21 protein-coding genes are annotated in these 20,197 nt (G+C 64.5%); 12 read left to right on the forward strand and 9 right to left on the reverse strand.

All coding sequences use genetic code 11. From position 1 onward, the window contains the following. Positions 1-22 precede the first annotated feature (22 nt). A complete protein-coding gene (locus tag RIB87_RS08550; protein WP_350145535.1) occupies positions 23-1,207 on the reverse strand; it encodes a DUF2336 domain-containing protein in 1,185 nt (394 codons plus the stop codon). A gap of 129 nt (positions 1,208-1,336) precedes the next feature. After that, a complete protein-coding gene (locus RIB87_RS08555) occupies positions 1,337-2,362 on the reverse strand; it encodes an NADP-dependent oxidoreductase (protein WP_350145537.1) in 1,026 nt (341 codons plus the stop codon). A 1,222-nt stretch (positions 2,363-3,584) separates the two neighbouring features. On the opposite strand from RIB87_RS08555, the gene coxB reads away from it, so the two are divergent. From coxB to RIB87_RS08590, 7 genes are all read left to right on the forward strand, one after another. Next, positions 3,585-4,427, forward strand: coding sequence for a cytochrome c oxidase subunit II (gene coxB, locus RIB87_RS08560; protein ID WP_350145539.1), 843 nt, complete (start codon positions 3,585-3,587; stop codon positions 4,425-4,427). A gap of 61 nt (positions 4,428-4,488) precedes the next feature. Then, positions 4,489-6,093, forward strand: coding sequence for a cytochrome c oxidase subunit I (ctaD, locus tag RIB87_RS08565; RefSeq protein WP_350145541.1), 1,605 nt, complete (start codon positions 4,489-4,491; stop codon positions 6,091-6,093). A 117-nt stretch (positions 6,094-6,210) separates the two neighbouring features. Beyond that, complete coding sequence (locus tag RIB87_RS08570; protein WP_349363944.1) at positions 6,211-7,137, forward strand: heme o synthase; 927 nt, start codon at positions 6,211-6,213, stop codon at positions 7,135-7,137. A gap of 5 nt (positions 7,138-7,142) precedes the next feature. Continuing rightward, positions 7,143-7,304 (forward strand): cytochrome c oxidase system small membrane protein, encoded by a 162-nt coding sequence (locus tag RIB87_RS08575; protein ID WP_192900440.1) that lies wholly within the window; start codon positions 7,143-7,145, stop codon positions 7,302-7,304. 7 nt (positions 7,305-7,311) lie between these two features. Beyond that, entirely contained in the window at positions 7,312-7,965 is a 654-nt protein-coding gene (locus tag RIB87_RS08580) for a cytochrome c oxidase assembly protein (protein ID WP_350065648.1), read from the forward strand. 5 nt (positions 7,966-7,970) lie between these two features. Beyond that, positions 7,971-8,849 (forward strand): cytochrome c oxidase subunit 3, encoded by an 879-nt coding sequence (locus tag RIB87_RS08585; protein WP_350065646.1) that lies wholly within the window; start codon positions 7,971-7,973, stop codon positions 8,847-8,849. 66 nt (positions 8,850-8,915) lie between these two features. After that, positions 8,916-9,665 (forward strand): SURF1 family protein, encoded by a 750-nt coding sequence (locus RIB87_RS08590; RefSeq protein WP_350065644.1) that lies wholly within the window; start codon positions 8,916-8,918, stop codon positions 9,663-9,665. 3 nt (positions 9,666-9,668) lie between these two features. On the opposite strand, the gene RIB87_RS08595 is transcribed toward RIB87_RS08590, so the two are convergent. Next, a complete protein-coding gene (locus RIB87_RS08595; protein ID WP_349363947.1) occupies positions 9,669-10,052 on the reverse strand; it encodes a type II toxin-antitoxin system HicB family antitoxin in 384 nt (127 codons plus the stop codon). Positions 10,053-10,069: 17 nt separating this feature from the next. Further along, positions 10,070-10,255, reverse strand: coding sequence for a type II toxin-antitoxin system HicA family toxin (locus tag RIB87_RS08600; protein ID WP_072041235.1), 186 nt, complete (start codon positions 10,253-10,255; stop codon positions 10,070-10,072). A 117-nt stretch (positions 10,256-10,372) separates the two neighbouring features. On the opposite strand from RIB87_RS08600, the gene ispH reads away from it, so the two are divergent. From ispH to RIB87_RS08620, 4 genes are read left to right on the forward strand one after another with little or no spacing between them, the layout of a single operon-like run. Then, positions 10,373-11,386 carry a 4-hydroxy-3-methylbut-2-enyl diphosphate reductase gene (gene ispH, locus RIB87_RS08605; protein ID WP_350065642.1) on the forward strand — a complete coding sequence of 338 codons (1,014 nt, stop codon included), beginning with the start codon at positions 10,373-10,375 and terminating at the stop codon, positions 11,384-11,386. Between the two features lie 13 nt (positions 11,387-11,399). After that, complete coding sequence (locus RIB87_RS08610) at positions 11,400-12,383, forward strand: homoserine kinase (RefSeq protein ID WP_350065640.1); 984 nt, start codon at positions 11,400-11,402, stop codon at positions 12,381-12,383. A 3-nt stretch (positions 12,384-12,386) separates the two neighbouring features. Continuing rightward, complete coding sequence (gene rnhA / locus RIB87_RS08615; RefSeq protein WP_350065638.1) at positions 12,387-12,872, forward strand: ribonuclease HI; 486 nt, start codon at positions 12,387-12,389, stop codon at positions 12,870-12,872. Further along, complete coding sequence (locus tag RIB87_RS08620; RefSeq protein WP_039722897.1) at positions 12,865-13,068, forward strand: hypothetical protein; 204 nt, start codon at positions 12,865-12,867, stop codon at positions 13,066-13,068. Before rnhA ends, RIB87_RS08620 begins: the two co-directional genes overlap by 8 nt. A 13-nt stretch (positions 13,069-13,081) precedes the next feature. Here RIB87_RS08620 and RIB87_RS08625 read toward each other — a convergent pair whose 3' ends face one another. Further along, entirely contained in the window at positions 13,082-13,594 is a 513-nt protein-coding gene (locus RIB87_RS08625; RefSeq protein WP_350065636.1) for a peroxiredoxin, read from the reverse strand. 92 nt (positions 13,595-13,686) lie between these two features. Beyond that, positions 13,687-14,559: a protein-disulfide reductase DsbD domain-containing protein gene (locus RIB87_RS08630; protein ID WP_350065634.1), complete on the reverse strand. Its 873-nt coding sequence runs from the start codon at positions 14,557-14,559 to the stop codon at positions 13,687-13,689. A 108-nt stretch (positions 14,560-14,667) separates the two neighbouring features. Between RIB87_RS08630 and RIB87_RS08635 the strand changes: the two genes are divergently transcribed. Continuing rightward, entirely contained in the window at positions 14,668-15,276 is a 609-nt protein-coding gene (locus tag RIB87_RS08635; RefSeq protein WP_350065632.1) for a YqgE/AlgH family protein, read from the forward strand. Positions 15,277-15,294: 18 nt separating this feature from the next. Here the strand turns inward: RIB87_RS08635 and RIB87_RS08640 are convergent, their stop codons facing one another. From RIB87_RS08640 to RIB87_RS08650, 3 genes are all read right to left on the reverse strand, one after another. Next, positions 15,295-18,177, reverse strand: coding sequence for a putative bifunctional diguanylate cyclase/phosphodiesterase (locus RIB87_RS08640; RefSeq protein ID WP_350065630.1), 2,883 nt, complete (start codon positions 18,175-18,177; stop codon positions 15,295-15,297). A gap of 67 nt (positions 18,178-18,244) precedes the next feature. Beyond that, positions 18,245-18,850 carry a GNAT family N-acetyltransferase gene (locus tag RIB87_RS08645; RefSeq protein WP_350065628.1) on the reverse strand — a complete coding sequence of 202 codons (606 nt, stop codon included), beginning with the start codon at positions 18,848-18,850 and terminating at the stop codon, positions 18,245-18,247. Positions 18,851-18,881: 31 nt separating this feature from the next. Then, entirely contained in the window at positions 18,882-20,195 is a 1,314-nt protein-coding gene (locus RIB87_RS08650) for a M16 family metallopeptidase (protein WP_350065626.1), read from the reverse strand. Positions 20,196-20,197 lie beyond the last annotated feature (2 nt).

Below are 20,197 nucleotides of genomic sequence, written 5' to 3' on the forward strand. Positions count from 1 at the left end.
TCCCGAACTCCAGAGCGGAACTCTAGACCCGCATATGCGCGCGTGAATCAAACCGCTCTTCGGCCTCACGTTTGAGCGTGCGGGAGAGTTCGGCCATGACGTGCTCAAGCTCGGCCGGCGCAACTGTTCCGTAGGCCCCCACAATTCCGGCAATCACCGTTGGTACGTAGCGTTGCGGCTGCATGGCATTGTCGCCCGCACGCAGGCGCTCGCGTGCCGCAGCTTCGATGGCTGCTGAAAAGGCAGGGCGCAGACTGACGGGCAGTCGTGTTGCGTCGTACATGGCCTTGAACAGATCCGTATGGCCGGGCGACATGGCGGTCGCTACATAGTCAGCGGATTTTTTTGACAGTCGTCCAAACGCCATTTCAACAAACCGCAGATCGCCCGAGCACAGCGAGCGCAGCAGCATGGTGGGCGTCAGTCTCCCCGCCTTGTGCAGCACGCCCACAAACTCGGCAACCTTGCCGTCGTCAATTTCGCCTGCCGTCATGTCAGCCACGGCTTGTTCACGGGCGTGCGCCACAATTTCAGCGGCCATTTCTTCGGGCAGGTGCTGCTGGCGCACCAGATAGCGCCGCATCTCGTTGGCAACATCGGCTTCCAACTGGTCGGCCACTATGAGCGACACGCACTGCAGGCAGGTTTCCGGGGTCAGGTCCGGGCGTTTGGTGACAAGCACCGGAATGGTCTCGTGGTCCGCGTGGTCATCAAGAACGCGCTTCAGGGCGTCGGCTGAAATGTTGGCGTTCTCGTTTTCCAGCAGCACGCTGACGACGTTTGAATTGCCCGTGTCAATCAGCGCGCCCGACACCCGCTCCGACACCGCGTCGCGCTGTGCGATGGCAATCTGCTTGGCTTCTATTTCTTCCTCGATCACCGACACCAGCAGATCATCAGACAGGTGCGGCCAGTGCTGCAGAACCGGAATGCTCACCTCTGCTATGTCGCGCGCCATGCGCTCTGCCATTTCGGTGGGCAGCAGGGGGTAGAGCGCGATCTGCCGTGACAGGGCGGAGCGCACCAGCACGTCGGCGTCTTCCGCCATCCGCAGCACAACGTCGCGGGCCAGATCAGCCTCAATGCTTTGCAATTTGCCCTCGGCCATGAGCGGGCCGATTTTCATCACGGCGGATTCACGGTTGAGCGGTGAGTTTTCGCGCTCAAGCCGTTTCACGTCTTCGACGCTGAGGGTCGCATCCGTCATCAAGGTGCCCGCCGGAGTTGATAGAGTATTTCAACCCAAGCGTGCGCCTGATGCCGTAAAGAGCGCGTTAAGCGGAATGCTTAACGCAGTGCAAACCACCATATGAACCGGCTTAATGAACCGGCTTTGTTATTGTGCCGGTTCGTCAGACACTTTCACCAGCAATTTGCCGATGTTCTCGCCGGTAAACAGCCGCCCCAATGCTTTGGGTGCTGTCTCCAGACCCTCCACAATGTCGGTGCGGTATTTGAGTTTGCCTTCCGCCAGCCACTGGCCCATCTCGGCCTGGCCTTCGGCAAAGCGCGCCAGATAATCAATGATGATGAAGCCTTCCACCCGCGCCCGCTTCATCAGGATATTGCGGAACATGTACGGCCCCGGCACATCACCCTCGGCGTTGTAAGTGGAGATGAGGCCGCACAGGGCAATGCGCGCGTTCTCATTGATCAGTGTAAGGATGGCATCCAGTATCTCGCCGCCGACATTTTCAAAGTCAACGTCAATGCCGTTGGGGCATTCACGTTTGAGCGCTTCAAGGACGTTTTCCTTTTTGTAGTTGATGCAGGCGTCAAACCCCAGATCATCCACCACCCATCTGCATTTTTCGTCAGAGCCCGCGAGGCCGACGACGCGGCAGCCCTTGAGCTTTGCGATCTGCCCCACCGTTGAGCCAACAGCGCCCGCTGCTGCTGACACCACAACCGTTTCGCCGGCTTTGGGCTGGCCGATATCCAGCAGGCCGAAATAGGCGGTCATGCCGGTGGCGCCCAGAACGCTCATAAAGGCATCCAGCGGAATGCCAAGCCCTGCCGGGATCTTGGACACGCCGGTGCCGTCCGACACGGTGTAGTCCTGCCAGCCGCCAAGGCCGGGCACCACAATGTCGCCCACGTCAAAGCCTGCCAGCTTGGATTGCTCGACCACGCCCAGGGTGCCGCCGCGCATGACATCGCCAATTTCAACCGGCGGCATGTACTGGTCCATGTCGCTCATCCAGATGCGGTTGGTCGGGTCCAGCGACAGATAGATGGTGCGGATCAGGATTTCGCCATCACCTGCTTCGGGCTTGGGCGCATCCACAAGTTCAAGATCACCCTCCGCAATTTCGCCCGTTGGCCGCTTGCGCAGCACCCACTGCCTGTTTGAGTTCCGCATGATGTTTGCTCCCGGTTGGTTTGTGTCTGGTTCGGCGTGATCGTGACGTGTGGCACCGTGCTTGGCTAGGTCCACAAAACCTTATCTTCAAACTCTCAAATCTGCCTCCCCGCGGCTCGACCGCGGGGCCCAGGGCTGAGCGGGGCCCAGGGCTGAATAGCAAAGCATCACCGCATTGCACTGGACCCCGCGGTCTAGCCGCGGGGAGGCAATAGTTCGTGACCAAATGCCCCAACTGCACCGCCTTGTGCTCGGCACTTGAAGCCGCGGGGAAGCAATGATCCACCACCAAAAGCCCCGCACACCATGAGGTCTGCGAAGGGTGTCGATTGTCTCCTCCCCAAAATGAGGGAGAGCGGGAGCACTGCCCGTTGGCCGTGCTGATGGCGTAGCTGCGCTAAGAGTGTGCCGCAGGGCGGCGCTCCCGCTATGGATGGTCTTCGGCACATTTCTGCCCACGCAGTACTGGCTGATTAAACCAGACGACTGCGTGCAACCCCTTTGCGTCCGCCTCCCGCACTTTGGAACCGCACGGTCTGAGACGGGGCCAGCTTTTTCACGGCGTGACCGGGGCTGGATATGTGCCGCCCATCTGGCATGCGCGCGTTACTCGCACACCACGCCCGTACATTTTCCCTCCACGTTCCCAAGGAGGTACCCATGCACCGGCATTCCGGGCATCCACCCCGCCGCCCAGGCCCGGACGGTCCGGGGTGCCCTCAGGCGGCAGGTGAGCACAAGTATGAGGGCTGCTCGGCGACCGTGGATAACTTTTGCAAAAAAGTTTTGGCAAAGCGGGCAACTGCATCCCCGTTCGAACAAAGTTCGAACTGTTTTTTATTGATAAGGCGACCATTCCTCAAAGGAATGGCGCGCCGGACCTGATCCGGGGTCCAGAGCCACACGGAACAAAACCCAGCACAATCAACGGCGCAATCACCGGCGCATTCACAAGTGCAAACCGCCAAAATCCGCCATTTGGGGCAAAGTGTCGCGCAACGTCTGTGGCGGGTCGCTCAAGCCCTTGTGCGCGCTATACTTTCCAACAGAAATCCGGGGGCCGGATTCGGTTTTTCTGCCCCCTCGCGCCTTTGCGGGCGTAATGCCACGTTGCTTGCCGGGAATGGTGTGTTATCCGTTCTCCCTTGTTTTGTGCCCCCTCAGCACTCTTAAAAACTGCTGCCGGGGCCGCCATCAGATCCACGACCCGGGGATGTCGAGAATGACAAAGATTTTTACCGCTCTGGCCTTTTTCGGCGCAGTGATCGCTGCAACTGCTGCAGGCGCGGCACAGCCCGTTGACTGGCAGATGGGGTTTCAGCCGGCGTCCTCTCCGGTGATGGAAGATATCAACTCGTTCCATAACTTCCTGCTGGTCATCATTACCGCCATTACGCTGTTTGTGCTGGCGCTGCTGGTCTATTGCATGGTGCGGTTCAACGCGAAGGCCAACCCCACGCCTTCCAAGACCACGCACAACACCTTCATCGAAGTCGTGTGGACCGTTGTGCCGGTGCTCATTCTGGTGGCGATCGCCATTCCCTCGTTCCGCCTGCTGTATTTCGAAGCGGTGGTGCCGGAGAGCGAAGTCACCATCAAGGCCACGGGCTACCAGTGGTATTGGGGCTATTCCTACCCGGACCATGGTGACTTCGAGTTTTTCGCCAACATGATCGAAGAAGAAGACCTGGACCCCGGTCAGCCGCGCCTGCTGGCGACCGACACCAAAATGGTGGTGCCCGTTGATACCAATGTGCGCGTGATCGTGACGGCCGCCGACGTGATCCACAACTGGGCGATGCCTGCATTCGGTGTGAAAATGGACGCCGTGCCCGGTCGCCTCAACGAAACATGGTTCCGCGCCACGCAGACCGGCATTTTCTATGGCCAGTGCTCGGAACTGTGCGGCGTGCGCCACGCTTTCATGCCCATCGAAGTGCATGTGGTAGCCAAGGACGACTATGAGGCATGGGTAACCGAAGCGCAGGCAGAATATGCGCTCAACGGCACCATTCCCGCTTCACCGCTGGAGCAGCAAACCCAATTGGCGGATGTGCGCCAGTAAGCGCTGCATTCAGCCCACCCAACACACAAACACAAGACCGCTTCATTAAAGGACCAAGCCGATGGCGAGCGACGTAACACACGCAGATCATCACGAAGATCACCCAACCGGTTGGCGGCGCTATGCGTACTCCACCAACCACAAGGACATCGGCACGATGTACCTGATCTTCGCCATCATTGCCGGCGTTATCGGCGGGTTGATGTCGGTCATCATCCGCGCCGAGCTGCAATATCCCGGCGACGGTCCTCTGGGCGGTGACTATCACTTCTATAATGTGCTGGTGACGGCGCACGGCCTCATCATGATCTTCTTCATGGTGATGCCCGCGATGATCGGCGGCTTTGGCAACTGGTTTGTGCCGCTGATGATCGGCGCGCCGGACATGGCCTTCCCGCGCATGAACAACGTGTCGTTCTGGCTGCTGCCGGTGGCGCTTGGCCTCTTGGTGCTGTCGCTGTTTGTTCCCGGACCGCCCGGCGGCCTTGGCGTTGGTGGCGGCTGGACCATTTATCCGCCGCTCTCCACATCAGGCCAACCTGGCCCTGCCATGGACTTTGCCATCCTCGCGCTACACGTGGCGGGTGCCTCATCCATTCTGGGTGCCATCAACTTCATCACGACGATTTTCAACATGCGTGCGCCGGGCATGACCCTGCACAAGATGCCGCTGTTTGCCTGGTCGGTGCTGATCACCGCCTTCCTGCTGCTGTTGTCGCTGCCGGTTCTCGCCGGTGCGATCACGATGCTGCTGACCGACCGCAATTTCGGCACGGCCTTCTTCGATCCGGCCGGCGGCGGTGACCCGATCCTGTTCCAGCACCTGTTCTGGTTCTTCGGCCACCCCGAGGTCTACATCCTGATCCTGCCGGCCTTCGGCATCATCAGCCACATCGTGTCGACCTTCTCGAAAAAGCCGATCTTCGGCTATCTGGGCATGGCCTACGCGATGGTCGCCATCGGCGTCGTCGGCTTCATCGTCTGGGCCCACCACATGTACACGGTCGGCCTGTCGCTCGACACGCAGCGCTACTTCGTGTTCGCCACCATGGTCATCGCGGTGCCCACGGGCATCAAGATCTTCTCGTGGATCGCGACCATGTGGGGCGGCTCGATCGAACTGCGCACGCCGATGCTGTGGGCGATCGGCTTCATCTTCCTGTTCACCGTGGGCGGTGTGACGGGCGTCCAACTCGCCAATGCCGGCCTCGACCGGGCCCTGCACGACACCTATTACGTGGTCGCGCACTTCCACTACGTGCTGTCGCTGGGCGCCGTGTTCGGCATCTTCGCGGCCTGGTACTACTGGTTCCCGAAGATGTTCGGCTACATGTACAACTCGACGGTCGCCCGGCTGCACTTCTGGGTCACCTTCATCGGCGTGAACCTGATCTTCTTCCCGCAGCACTTCCTGGGTCTGGCCGGCATGCCGCGCCGCTACATCGACTATCCGGAAGCCTATGCGGGCTGGAACATGGTCTCGTCCTGGGGATCGTACATCTCGGCGATCGGCGTGCTGATCTTCCTTTACGGCGTGTTCGAGGCCTTCGCCCGCAAGCGCGAGGCCGGGGCGAACCCCTGGGGCGAAGGTGCGACGACGCTCGAATGGACGCTGTCCTCGCCGCCGCCCTACCACCAGTGGGAACAGCTCCCGCGCATCAAGTAGGCACGGGACAAAATGGCGGGATGGCGCGGCCGCGCCGTCCCGCGAAACCGAAGAGCCGGGCAACCGGCCACCGCCGGCCGATCCGGCCGGCCAAACGATTGGGACAGGAGCCGCCGCATGGCGCTCGTTGACAACATCGAAGCAGCAGAGCCGCGCATATCCGAGGCGACGCCGCGCGACTATTTCGACCTGCTCAAGCCGCGGGTGATGTCGCTGGTCGTCTTCACCGCGCTGGTCGGCATGCTGGTCGCGCCCGGCGCGATCAACCCGTTCATCGCCGCCGTCGCGATCCTCGCCATTGCCGTGGGGGCGGGCGCGTCCGGCGCGCTGAACATGTGGTATGACGCCGATGTCGACGCGGTCATGAGCCGCACGGCCAGGCGACCCATACCGTCAGGCCGCGTCGGTCGCGACGAAACGTTGGTCTTCGGCCTTGTCCTGTCGGTGCTTTCGGTGATGACGCTCGGCCTCGTCACCAACTGGGTGGCCGGCGGCCTTCTCGCCTTCACCATCTTCTTCTACGCCGTCATCTACACGATGTGGCTGAAGCGGACGACGCCGCAGAACATCGTGATCGGCGGCGCGGCCGGCGCGTTTCCGCCGATGATCGGCTGGGCCGCGGTAAGCGGCACGCTGACGCTCGAATCGGCCGTTCTGTTCATGATCATCTTCCTGTGGACGCCGCCGCACTTCTGGGCGCTGGCCCTGTTCAAGCTGCGCGACTACGAGATCGCCGGCATGCCGATGATGCCCAACGTCGCCGGCGAGCGCTCGACCAAACGCCAGATGCTGGTCTATTCGGTGCTGCTCGCGGCCTTTGCCGTGCTGCCCTGGCCGCTCGGCTTTGCCGGTCCCGTCTACGGCGCGGCGGCGATCCTGCTCGGCGCCAACTTCATCCGTCATGCGGTGGCGGTGTGGCGCATGGCCGACGGCGACGCGACCATGGTGCCGGCAAAGCGCCTTTTCGGCTTCTCGCTGACCTACCTGTTCGCGATCTTCGCGGTCCTCTTCGTCGAAACCGTCCTCATGCGGGTGCTGGCGTGAACGCGATGGCCGAAGACCGCAAGACCGTCGAACTCACCGAGGCCCAGCAGAAGGCCCGCCGCAAGCGCTCGATCGCCATCGCGCTGTGCCTGGCCGCCTTCGTCGTCATCTTCTATGTGGTGACCGTCATCAAGCTCGGTCCCGATGTCATCAACCGGCCACTCTAGGAAAGCCATGAGCACCGCCGACCCGACCCGCCAGCAGGACAGCAAGCATCGCTCCAACGTGCGCATCGCCGCGCTGTGTCTTGCGTTCTTCGCGGGAATGGTCGGGCTCGCCTACGCCTCGGTGCCGCTCTATGAGCTGTTCTGCCGTGTCACCGGCTATGGCGGCACGACGCAGGTCGCCGACACATCGCCCGTCCAGGTGCTCGACAAGACGATCAATGTGCGTTTCGACGCCAACACGGGCGCCGGGCTGGGCTGGGAGTTCAAGCCCGTCGACCGGCAGGTCACGCTGAAGATCGGCGAGTTGAAGCAGGTCGCCTACACGGCGCGCAACTGGCGCGAGATGGCCTCGACCGGTTCCGCGACGTTCAACGTCACGCCGCAGGCGGCCGGCGCCTACTTCAACAAGATGGAATGCTTCTGCTTCACCGAGACGACGCTGGAACCGGGCGAGCAGATGGACATGCCGGTGGTCTTCTTCATCGATCCGGCCATCGTCGACGCCAAGGAACTCAAGGACGTGTCGACCATCACGCTGTCCTACACCTTCTTCAAGATCGACGCGCCGGCCGAAACCGCCGACGCAGGCGCCGACGCGCCCGTCGAGATCGAAACCAATCCGGACGCCGACGAGGCCGTTCGCAATGACAATCGGGGATGACTGACATGGCCGATACCCACGCCAAGAACCATGACTATCACATTCTGGACCCCAGCCCCTGGCCGCTGATCGGTGCCATCGGGGCGCTGGTGATGGCGATCGGCGCCGTCGGCTGGATGCAGGCGGGGCAGGGCAACGAGTTCTCGTTCCTCGGCATTCCCATGGCCAATCCTTGGACGTTCCTGATCGGGCTACTGATCGTGCTCTACACCATGTTCGGCTGGTGGTCGGACACGGTGCGCGAGTCGCTTCAGGGCCACCACACCCGCGTTGTGTCCCTGCACCTGCGCTACGGCATGATCATGTTCATCGCCTCGGAGGTGATGTTCTTTGCGGCATGGTTCTGGGCGGTGTTCGATGCCAGCCTTTTCTACGGCGAGGCCCAGCAGGTCGGCCGCATGGAGTATACGGGCGGCCAGTGGCCCCCGGCGGGTCTGGAAGTGCTCGATCCGCTGCACCTGCCGCTCTACAACACCGTCATCCTGCTGCTGTCGGGCACGACGGTCACCTGGGCGCACCACGCGCTTCTGCACAATGACCGCGACGGCCTGAAGATGGGTCTGTGGCTGACGATCCTGCTCGCCATCCTGTTCACCTGCGTGCAGATCTACGAGTTCGCCGTCGCGCCCTATTCCTTCTCCGGATCGCTTTATGGCGCGACCTTCTTCATGGCGACGGGTTTCCACGGCTTCCATGTCTTCGTCGGAACGATCTTCCTGATCGTGTGCCTGGTACGGGCCTATGCGGGCCATTTCACGCCGCAGAAGCATTTCGGCTTCGAGGCCGCGGCCTGGTACTGGCACTTCGTCGACGTCGTCTGGCTGTTCCTGTTCTTCGTCGTCTATGTCTGGGGAACCTGGGGCGCGCCGATCTATCACCACTGATCGGTTTGGCACCAAGAACCGGGGCGGTCGTGGAAACGCGGCCGCCCCTTGTCTATCTGAGGTTCGATGAGCGCACCGACCAAGACCGATGAGCCCGACCAGGACCGCCGCTTTCCGTGGCTGGTCGTCGTGTGCGCGCTGCCGGTGCTCGTTGCGCTCGTCATGCTCGGCAACTGGCAGGTTCAGCGGCTCGCGTGGAAGCAGGATTTGCTCGCGACGATCGAGGCTCGGCTCGATGCGGCGCCGGTCCCGGCCGCCGGGATCGCCGGTCTGGTGTCGGCAGGCGATGACATCCGTTACCGCCCCGTCGAGGCGATGGGCACCTTCGCGCACGAGCGGGAGCAGCATTTCTTCGCCACCCACAATGGCGCCTCGGGCTACTACCTCTACACGCCGCTCGAGATGGAAGGCGGCGAGGTCGTCTTCGTCAATCGCGGTTTCGTGCCGTTCGATCTCAAGGAGCCGGAGACTCGGCCCGAAAGCCTCACCGAAGGCCCTGTGACGGTCACGGGTCTGGCGCGCGAGAGGCTGGACGGAAAGCCGTCGTTCATCGTGCCCGACAACGATCGGGAAAAGAACATCTACTACTGGAAGGACTGGAACCTGATGGTGGACCGCGCCGGCTACGCGCCGGACGATGTGCTGCCGTTCTTCATCGACGCGTTCGAGGACGAGGTGGCCGGCGGCTGGCCGATCGGCGGCGTCACCCGCATCGACCTGCCCAACAACCATCTGCAGTATGCGGTGACCTGGTACGGTCTGGCCGTGACGCTGGTGATCGTGCTTGGCGCCTTCGTCTGGCGGCGGACACGCTGATCTTCACACGCCGTCGGCGGCGACCCGACGCGCCATCCATTCGATGAAGCTCACGCGCGTCATGTTCCGGCGCTTTGCTTCCTCGTCGATGAAGGCGGCGACCCCCTCGTCGAGGGTCAGGTTCGCACGAACCGTACGACCGGTCAGACGAATGAGCGGCACGAGCACGAGGGATGAACCTTCGGGAACGATGACGGCCTCCGGCGGCGTGGGCTCCGCGATCGCCAAGCCGTCCGCTTCCATCTCCAGGACATAGTCGCGCAAGGCTTCCTCGGCATTGAGAAGCGCCTCATCGATCGTCGCTCCCATCGCCACGACACCGTCCAGATCCGGGAAGGCGACGCCATAGGCGCCCCTCTTGCCATCTATGAGCGCGGGATATCGCATCGCCCCTTTCCCTGTCCTCAATTCCAGTTCGCCTTCTTCGAGATGCTGCGCAGAACACCGGGCGACAGCGTCTTGTGCCGAGGAACGGTGATGATGCCCTTGATGTGCGGGTGGCGGTAGATGTCGTGACCCGCCCCGTGCCGCGCCAGATACCAGCCTTCGGCTTTCAGTCTCCGAACGACGTCGGACGTCCGATTATCCACCCATCACTCCTCCGTGCATATATATGCACCTGTTCATGAGCGCCGCAAGGCGATAGTCTGCCATGGGTTGAGGTCCGCCGCCTTGACACCGGCATTCAAACCCTCGACATCTCTGCCATGAACGTCCACGCCACCAAACCGCCGCTGACGATCCGCCTGTGCGAGCCGCGCGGCTTCTGCGCGGGCGTCGACCGCGCGATCCAGATCGTCGTGCTGGCGCTCAAGAAGCACGGCGCACCGGTCTATGTCCGCCACGAGATCGTGCACAACAAGTTCGTCGTCGAGGCGCTGCGCGAGCGCGGCGCCGTGTTCGTCAAGGAACTTGGCGACATTCCCCCCGAGCACACCGACCGGCCGGTCGTCTTTTCCGCCCACGGCGTGCCGAAATCCGTGCCGGCCGACGCCGAGGCCCGCAATCTCCTCTATCTCGATGCCACGTGCCCGCTCGTCTCCAAAGTTCACAAGCAGGCCATGCGGCACCAGCGTCTGGGCCGGCACGTGCTGCTGGTCGGCCATGCCGGCCATCCCGAGGTGATCGGCACGATGGGGCAACTGCCCGAGGGCGCCGTCACGCTCGTGGAGACGGCCGAACAGGTGGCCGGCCTTCGGGTGCCGGACGAGGACAATCTGGGCTTCGTCACCCAGACGACGCTGTCGGTCGACGACACCGCCGACGTGATCGCCGCGCTTCGCGAGCGGTTTCCGGCGCTCGCCGCACCATCGTCGGACAGCATCTGCTATGCGACCACCAATCGCCAAGAAGCGGTCAAGCAGGCCGCGCCGGGAACCGACATCTTCCTGATCGTCGGCGCGCCGAATTCGTCCAATTCCATGCGTCTGGTCGAAGTCGCCAAAAGGCATGGCGCCGCCGACTCCATGCTGATCCAGCGCGCCGCCGACATTGACTGGAGCCGCATCGGCAATGCGGCGACGATCGGCATGTCGGCGGGCGCCTCGGCTCCCGAGATCGTCGTCGAGGAGATCATCGATGCCCTGCGCGAACGGCGCAACGTGACCGTCGATATCGCCCTGACCGCCGAGGAAACCGAGATGTTCCCGGTCATGCGTTCGCTGCGCGACACGCCGCTGACCGGCGACGACATGGCCTTCCTGAACGGCACCGGCAACTGACGGGCAGGGCCTCTTGGCGGTCTACACAGATATCTCCGAAGACCAGCTTCGCGCATTCCTGGAGCCTTATCGCGTCGGCGAGCTTCTGTCCTACAAGGGCATCGCCGAGGGCGTCGAGAACTCCAACTTCGCCGTGCACACGCGCGGCGGGCAGTTCATCCTGACGCTCTACGAAAAGCGCGTCCGGCGCGAGGATCTTCCCTATTTCCTCGGGCTGATGGAGCATCTGGCGACCAAGGGCATCTCATGCCCCCTGCCGGTGCGGCGCGCCGACGGCGAGATGCTGGGCGAACTGGCCGGCCGGCCAGCGGCGATGGTCACCTTTCTTGAGGGCATCTGGATGCGTCGCCCGACGCCGGTCCATTGCGCCGGCGTCGGAGCGGGCATGGCGGCGATGCACTTGGCCGGCGAGGATTTTCCCATGCGCCGCCGCAACGGGCTGACGCTGCAGGACTGGCGCCCGCTTTGGAAAGACTGCCTGGATGCGCATCCGGCGATGGAGGCGGGCCTTGCCGATGAGACCGAGGCGCTTCTTGCGCACCTCGAACGCGGTTGGCCCGGCGGGCTGCCGGAGGGCAACATCCATGCCGACCTGTTTCCGGACAACGTCTTCTTTCTGGGCGACGAACTGTCGGGCATCATCGACTTCTACTTCGCCTGCACCGATGCGCTCGCCTACGACGTCGCGGTCGCGCTCAATGCATGGTGCTTCGAGCGCGACCATTCCTTCAACATCACCAAGGGCAAGGCGCTGCTCGATGCCTATCACGCCGTGCGGCCGCTGACCGCACCGGAGATCGAGGCCCTTCCGACCCTTGCGGCCGGCGCGGCGCTGCGGTTCATGCTGACCCGGCTCTATGACTGGGTGACCACGCCGGAGGGCTCGCTCGTGGTGAAGAAGGACCCGGACGAATATGTCCGCAAGATGCGCTTTCATCAGACGATCGGCTCGGCGTCCGAATACGGTCTCGACACCGCACTGCGCGCGACGGGCTGAACCATGGCCGAGGCCAAGCGCATCACCATTCACACCGACGGCGCCTGCTCGGGAAATCCGGGTCCCGGCGGGTGGGGGGCGATCCTGGAATGGAACGGCACCCGCAAGGAGCTCTCGGGCGGCGAGGCGAAGACGACCAACAATCGCATGGAACTGACCGCCGCGATCCGGGCCCTGGAAGCGCTCAGGGGCGGCCCGCACACCGTCGAACTCTACACGGACTCCAATTACGTCAAGGACGGCATTTCGGGCTGGATCCACGGCTGGAAGAAGAACGGCTGGAAGACGGCCTCCAAGAAGCCGGTCAAGAACGCCGAACTGTGGCAGGCGCTCGATGCGGCGACGCGGCGCCACGATGTGCGCTGGCACTGGCTGAAGGGCCATGCCGGCCATGAACAGAACGAGCGCGCCGACGAACTCGCCCGCGAGGCGATGAAGCCGTTCAAGGCGCCGAAAGCCGAAAAAGAGGAAGCCACGCGCGATGACTGAGCCGAACCGGCCGCCGGGCACGCCGGCGCAGCGCTACGCCGCCTACGCGCTGATCGGCGCGGCCATCGGCGCGATCGCCGTGTGGTTCGTCGCCGATGCGGTATCGCTTGCCACGCTCGGCTCGGGCCTTGCGGGCGGGGCGGTTGCCGGCGTCATCGCCGGCTTCGTCCGCACCCGCGCCGGACTCGATCGCTGATGCGACAGGCGGCCTATGCCGCCGTGGCCGAACCCGCTTCGTCGAGTTGCTCCAGCATCCGCGCGGCACCGGAGATTTCGGCTTCGCCCGGATTGTCCTCGACGTTCAGGGATTTGATGACGCCATCCTCGACCAGCATCGAATAGCGCTTCGTGCGCACGCCCAGGCCAGCCGCCGACAGGTCGGCGTCCATGCCGATCGCCCTGGTGAACGCCCCGTCCCAGTCGGCCAGAAAGTCGATCTTGTCCATCCCGCCCGACTGCTCGGCCCATGCCTTCATGACGAAGGGGTCGTTCACGGAGACGACCGCGATTGCGTCGACACCCTTGGCGAGGATTTCGTCCCGGTTCTCGAGGTAGCCGGGCAGATGGTTGAGCGTGCAGGTCGGCGTGAACGCTCCGGGCACGGCGAAAAGCACGACCGTCTTGCCGCCGAAGATGTCGGCCGTCTCGACATTGCCGGGTCCGTCGGCGTCGACGGTCTTGAGCGTCATTTCCGGCAGTTTCTCGCCGATCGCGATGGTCATCTGATCATCCTCTCCTGAGTGTTTGGGACCCGGTGTACATAGGCGCTCGACGGCGCCGATAAAGAGCCCGAAAGCCGGGCACGATCAACGCTCTAGCCTCCCCGTCCGGCGATGTGGAGGGCGTGCGTCCGCTCGCGGGCATGATCGCCCGCGCTGACCGTGACGATCGCGTCAACCGTGCGCGCGGCCATACCGGGCTTGACCGGTTCGAGCGCGAAGCGCGTCCGGCCTTCGGCACGTTCGACGACGCGGGGCGGCTTGAACTGCGTGCCGTCCGGTGCGTGCACGAACAGCGACGGCGGCGAGCCGAGGGGGTGGGCAACGGTGACGAGCGCATGGCCGGCCGGCGGGTCGGGCTCGACCGTGACCTCGAGCGCGTCCGAAGCATCGGGCGGCAGCGCCGCATGGGCCGCTTCGACGCGCATGGCATCGAGCGTGGAGCCACTGGCGTAGTCGACATCGAGCCTGAAGTCGGCCTGCACCGGAATGCAGATGTCCTCGCAGATGCCCATGAAGACGCTTGCCACCAGCCTCGCCTTTCCGTTGGCCGTGCGCTTGAGCGTGAAGGGCAGGGCGACCGGGCGGTCATAGCCGGCGAAATCGCCGTAGGGGTTCTCTATCCAGACCGGGGCGGGGTAATGGATGATCGGTTCGGCCAAGCCCGCGCTGCCCGCAACGCTCATCTGCGGCGGAATGCCGGACGATCCCGGATCGCGCCAGTATGTCTTCCAGCCGGGCTCCAGCCGCACCTCGATCACCCCGCGCAGGTCGGCATCGCCCCTTTGCGGCGGGGCGACGACCAGCCGAACGTCGCCGCCGACCGTGTCGAACCAGTCGGTCGACTGGGCGAGGGCCTGGCCAGCGACCGCCGCCATGAGGGGCAGCGCGACAAGGGCGCCGAGAAGCGTGGTGCAGCGGGTCATGATCAGGGTATGGCCGGCGGCCGCGGGCCGATCAACTCGCATCGTTTCGCTCCCGCGTCACAGGTTCGTGATCGTCCGAGCCCGCCGGGCGCTGAAACAAAAGCCGGCGGCGGGACTTCTCATTTGGCCCACCGCTGCTACGCTGAAAGGATGAACATGCTCAAGCAGCGCGATCAACGTTCCGATAGCGGCCAGTTCGAGGGCCGGTTCCTCGTCGCCATGCCGGGCATGAACACGTCGATCTTCGCCGAGTCGGTGGTCTATCTGTGTGCCCACAGCGAGGAGGGCGCGATGGGCTTTCTGCTCAACAAGCCTGCCACGATCACCCTGTCGGAGCTGATCGGCCACACCGAGTTCGGCAAGGCGATGGCGCTCGACACGGCAACCGTCGACCGGGCGGCGGGGCCGGTGCGCATCGGCGGACCGGTCGACGAACACCGCGGCTTCGTGCTGCATTCGGGCGACTATTCGATCGACACCACGATCCCGGTCTCCGACACGATATTCCTGACGTCCACCGTCGAGATCCTCAAGTCGATCGTCGCCGGACAGGGGCCGCATCAGGCGGCCGTGGCGCTGGGCTATGCCGGTTGGGGCGCCGGGCAGCTCGAGCGCGAGATTCGCGACAATGCCTGGCTGACGATGGACGCCGACCCCGACATCGTCTTCGCCCACAATCATGACGACAAGTATCCGGCCCTGATCGATCGTTTGGGGATCGGCGCGGCCAACTTCATCGCCGAGGGCGGCCGCGCCTGAAAAGGGCGGTGACGGGGGCTACTCGGCCGCCTGATCGTTGCCGCTGACGGCCGGTATCTGCCGGGCGACGAGCGCGGCGGCGGCCTCCGGATCGAGCGGCTGGCCGGTGATGAAGCCCTGCAGATAGTCCGCGCCCATTTCGGCGAGCAGGGCCCTGTCGTCCTCGTCCTCGACGCCTTCGGCGACGACGGTCAGGGAAAGGGCATGGGCCATGTCGACGATCGACTTGAGCAGCGCGTCCCGTCCGGTCGAGACCGGCTGCATGAAGGACCGGTCGATCTTCAGCACGTCGAACGGAAACCGCGACAGGTAGGACAGCGACGAATAGCCGGTGCCGAAATCGTCGAGCGCCAGATCGACGCCAAGCGCCTTGACCCGTTCGAGAACGCGCACGTTCTGTTCGGGGTTCTGCATCAGCGAGGTCTCAGTGATCTCGATGCGCAGCGTGTGCGTGCGCTGCGGATGCCGCGCCAGGATGCCGGCGACCTGATTGGTGAAGTCGCGCCGCACGAGCTGGTGGCTGGAGACGTTGACCGACACGAAGACCGGCGCGTCGGGCAGCGCCGTCTCCCATTCCATCAGTTGCATCGCCGCCATCTCGAGCGCATGCGCGCCCAGATCGCCGATCAGGTCCGACCGTTCGGCGATCGTGATGAACTCCGAGGGGGGCACGTCGCCGCGCCTCGGGTGGTTCCAGCGCATCAGCGCCTCGAACCCGGCGACATCGCCGGTGTCGGCACGGATGATCGGCTGGTAGACGAGCGAAATCTGCCCCCGCTCGATCGCCCGGTGCAGGTCCGCCTCCATCTGCACGACATTGGCGCTGCCGTCGCGGAAGGCGGGCCGGAACGGCTCGACGCGGTCACCGCCGAAGCGCTTGGCCTGGTGCAGGGCCAGTTCGGTGTCCTTGAACAGTTCCTCGCCGCGCCGGCACTCGGGCGACCATGTCGCAAGCCCGACCGAGGGCGTCAGCACGATCTCGCGTTCGGCGAAGCTGATCGGCGTCTTCACCGTCTTCTTCACCGCTTCGGCGAACGAGGCGATCTCCGACGGTTCGGTTTCCGAGACGAGCACGATGCCGAACTGGTCGCCGCCGATCCGCGCCAGCGTGTCCTCGTTGCGCAACTGGCGCTTCAGGCGCCGCGCGACGGTGATCAGCAGCGTGTCACCGGCATTCATGCCGACGCTCTCGTTGACCTCCTTGAACCGGTCGATGTCGACGATGAACACGGTCGGGCGCACGCCGCTGCCGGCGGCCGCCAGCGACACGGCCGTGCGGATGCGGTCGAAGAACAGCTCCCGGTTCGGCAGGCCCGTCAGATTGTCGTGCACCGCATCGTGCAGCAGCCTCTCCTCTGCACGCTTCTGCGCGCTCACGTCGGTCGCCGTGCCGATGCAGCGGATCACCGAACCGTCCGCGCCGATCACCGGGCGCGCCGAAATACGGTACCAGGCATGCTGGGTTTCGCCGGTGCGCATGCGCAGCACCAGATCGATCTTGCCGCGCCGCTTTTCGACCACCGCATCGAGCGCGGCGCGGAAGTTCTCGCGATCGTCGGCGTGCACGTGTCGCAGCCAGTTCTTGGCCGGGCCCTGAAGCGCCGTCGGCCCCAGGCCGAGCTGGACGCCCAGATTGGGCGTCGTCGTCAGCCGGTCGCGGCCCACGTCCCAGTCCCAGACGATGCCGCCCGAGCCGGTCACGGCCAGCGCCTGCAACTCGACGTTCGAGAACAGGTTCTCGTGGAAGGCGCCGCCCGAAAAGGCGCTCTGCAGGATCGTGAAGCCGATCAGCAGCATGACGAGGACGAGCCCGCCGGCGAGCGCGGGCTGGATGATGTCATTGTCGACCTGTCCGGTGATCGTCATCCAGCCAGCGGCGACCCAGGCGAGCAGCAGCGACCAGGCGGGTATCAGCATGATCGCCTTGTCGAAGCCGCGAAGGCTCAGAACGATGATCAGCGCAAGACCGAACGCCGCCGTCGCGGCAAGCGCCAGCCGGGCGATGCCCGCGGCGACGGCCGGGTCGTAGCCGACGAGCGCGGCGAGGGCGCCGATGCCGAGCAGCCAGATCAGCGCGCCCCAGCGCATCCGGTCGCTCCACCGGTCAAGGCTCAGGTGCGTGAACAGGAACAGGCCGAGCGTGGCGACCACGGCGACCTCCGCCATGGCGCGCCAGGTCCGGATCGCGTCGGTGGCGAGCACACCGAACTGGCTGACGAAGCCGAAATCGATCGACACATAGGCGAGGATCGCCCAGGCCAGCGCGGCGGCCGCCGGGAAGGTGGCCGTGCCACGTACGACGAACAGGATCGTCAGGAACAGCGCCAGCAGGCCGGCGATCCCCAGCACGATGCCGTGGTAGAGCGAATAGGAATTGACGATGTCGCGATAGGCATCCTCTTCCCACAGATAGAGCTGCGGCAGGCTGGGCGAGGCCAGTTCGGCGACCAGCGTGATCACCGCGCCCGGGTCGAGCGTGATCGCGAAGATGTCGGCGTGCGGGTCCTCGATACGGTCGAGCGAGAAGCCGGCACTGGGGGTGAACGAGACGATTCGCTGGGCGCCCAGATCGGGCCAGAACAGGCCCGAATCGACGAGCCTGAAGCGCGGCGCGACCAGCAGCCGGTCGATCTGCACATCCGACGTGTTGGTCAGGACGAGCACCGCCCAGTCGCCGGCGGTCTCCTCGTTGACGGCCTGCACCTCGATCGTGCGGACGATGCCTTCGGCGTCGGGCGCGGTCGAGACGCGGAACGCGCCGCCCCGGTCGCGGTAGATCGTCACCGCCTCGGTCAGGTCGAGCGCCGTGTCGTCACGGTCGATCGAGATCGGCTCGTTGGCCTGGGCAAGGGCGGGCGTGCCCGCCAGCACGAAAAGCGCGGCGGCGCAAAATGCCAGCATGGACGCGGTCAGAAGACGCGTCCAGGAACGGACATCGAAATGGAAGCGGTCGCGCCGGGGCAATGCGTCAATCCGTATGGGCTCGGCGGGCGTTGTCTTCGTGCATCGGGTTGATGCGCGCGTAAAGGACATGGTCGCGCCACTGGCCGTTGATCTTCAGATAGGCGCGCAGCACGCCCTCGCGTTCAAATCCGTTCTTCTCCAGGAGGCGGATCGACCTGCCATTGTCCGGAATGCAGGCAGCTTCAAGGCGGTGCAGACCCGATCGTGCGAAGGCGAACTCGCACACCAGCCCGACCGCTTCGCTCATGTAGCCGTTGCCGGAGAACCGTTCGCCGATCCAGTAGCCGATCTGTCCGTTCTGGGCGACCCCGCGCCTGATATTGCCCAGCGTGATCCCGCCCAGCAGCGCCTCGTCGGAATTGCGCACGATGAAGAAGGGATAGCCCGTGCCGGCGCGGATTTCGGCGCCGTAGCGGCGCAGGCGCGCGCGAAAGGCCGGCCGCGTCAGGTCGTCGCGGGGCCAGACCGGCTCCCATGGACGCAGGAACTGCGCGCTCGCCGCGCGCAGGCGCGACCATTGCTCATGGTCGGACAGTTCGGGGTGGCGCAGGTGAACGGCCCGGCCCTCGATGACCGCGCCGGCATTTCCGCGACTGGAAAATGCGAACATCGCCGTCCTCCGCCCTTCCGCCGGCCGCGCCTCAGCCAACGGCGGCACGGCGATGATGCATCGGTCCCTGATTGGGCGCATGGGCGACCAGCCGCGCCCGGATGTCGTCGATTTCCATGAGGCTGTCGACCGGGCCGACCGCCGAGACGGTCGGCGGCGAGTCCACGAAGATACGCCCGGCGAGGTCGCGCAGTCGCCCGACGGTCAGATTGTCGAGCCGCAGCAGCAGTTCCTCGTTCGGGATCGGCCGGCCGAACAGCAGGATCTGCCGCGCGATCTGGCCGGCGCGGCTGGGTGCGCTCTCCCCGGACATCAGAAGGCTGGCGCGAAACTGGGCCCGGGCGCGGTCGAGTTCGCTCTGCTCGATGTCGTAGGCCGCCCGCGACAGTTCGCCCAGCACCAGGTCCATCAGCTGCGGCAGATCGCCCGGCTCGGTGGCCGCGTGCACGCCGAAGATGCCGGTGTCGGAAAAGCCCCAGTGAAAGGCATAGATCGAATAGCACAGCCCGTGCTTTTCACGCACTTCCTGGAACAGGCGCGAGGACATGGCGCCGCCGAGCAGCATCGCCAGCACCTGGCTGCAATAATAGTCGCGCACGTGATAGGCGCGGCCCTCGAAGCCGAGAACGACCTGCGTGTCCTGCAGCGGGCGATGCTCGCGATAATCACCGCCGACATAGTGGGCAAGCCGCAGGTCGCCGCCCTTCGCCGAGGTCTTCATCGTCGAAAAGCGCGCTTCGACCAGCTTGACGATCTCGTCATGGTCGACCGCGCCGGTCGCCGCGAACACCATCCGCTCGCCGCAATATTCGCGCTCGACATAGGCGCGGATCATGTCCGAGGTGAACTCGCAGATCGTCTGACGCGTGCCCAGGATCGACCGGCCGACCGGCTGGTGCCGGAACGCGGTCTCGGCGAAATGATCGAAGACCACGTCGTCGGGCGTATCGACGACCGCGCCCAGTTCCTGGAGCACGACGTGTTTTTCGCGCTCCAGCTCGTCGGCATCGAAACGCGAGTTCTGAAGGATGTCAGCCAGGACGTCGACGGCCAGCGCGATGTCCTGCTTGAGCACGCGGACGAAGAAGGAGGTGGTCTCGACGCTCGTCGCCGCGTTGATGTCGCCGCCGACATTCTCCACCGCCTCGGCCAGTTCGCGCGCATTGCGATTGGCCGTGCCCTTGAAGGCCATGTGTTCGAGCATGTGGGCGATGCCGTGCTCGTGATCGAGTTCGTTGCGCGTTCCGGCCTTGAACCAAGCGCCCAGCGAGACGCTCTCGACATTGTCGAAGCGTTGGGTCGCTACGGTTATTCCGTTCTTCAGGACGGTGGTCTGAACTGCCATCG

This window comes from Pyruvatibacter sp., from assembly GCF_040219635.1.
GTDB lineage: Bacteria > Pseudomonadota > Alphaproteobacteria > CGMCC-115125 > CGMCC-115125 > Pyruvatibacter.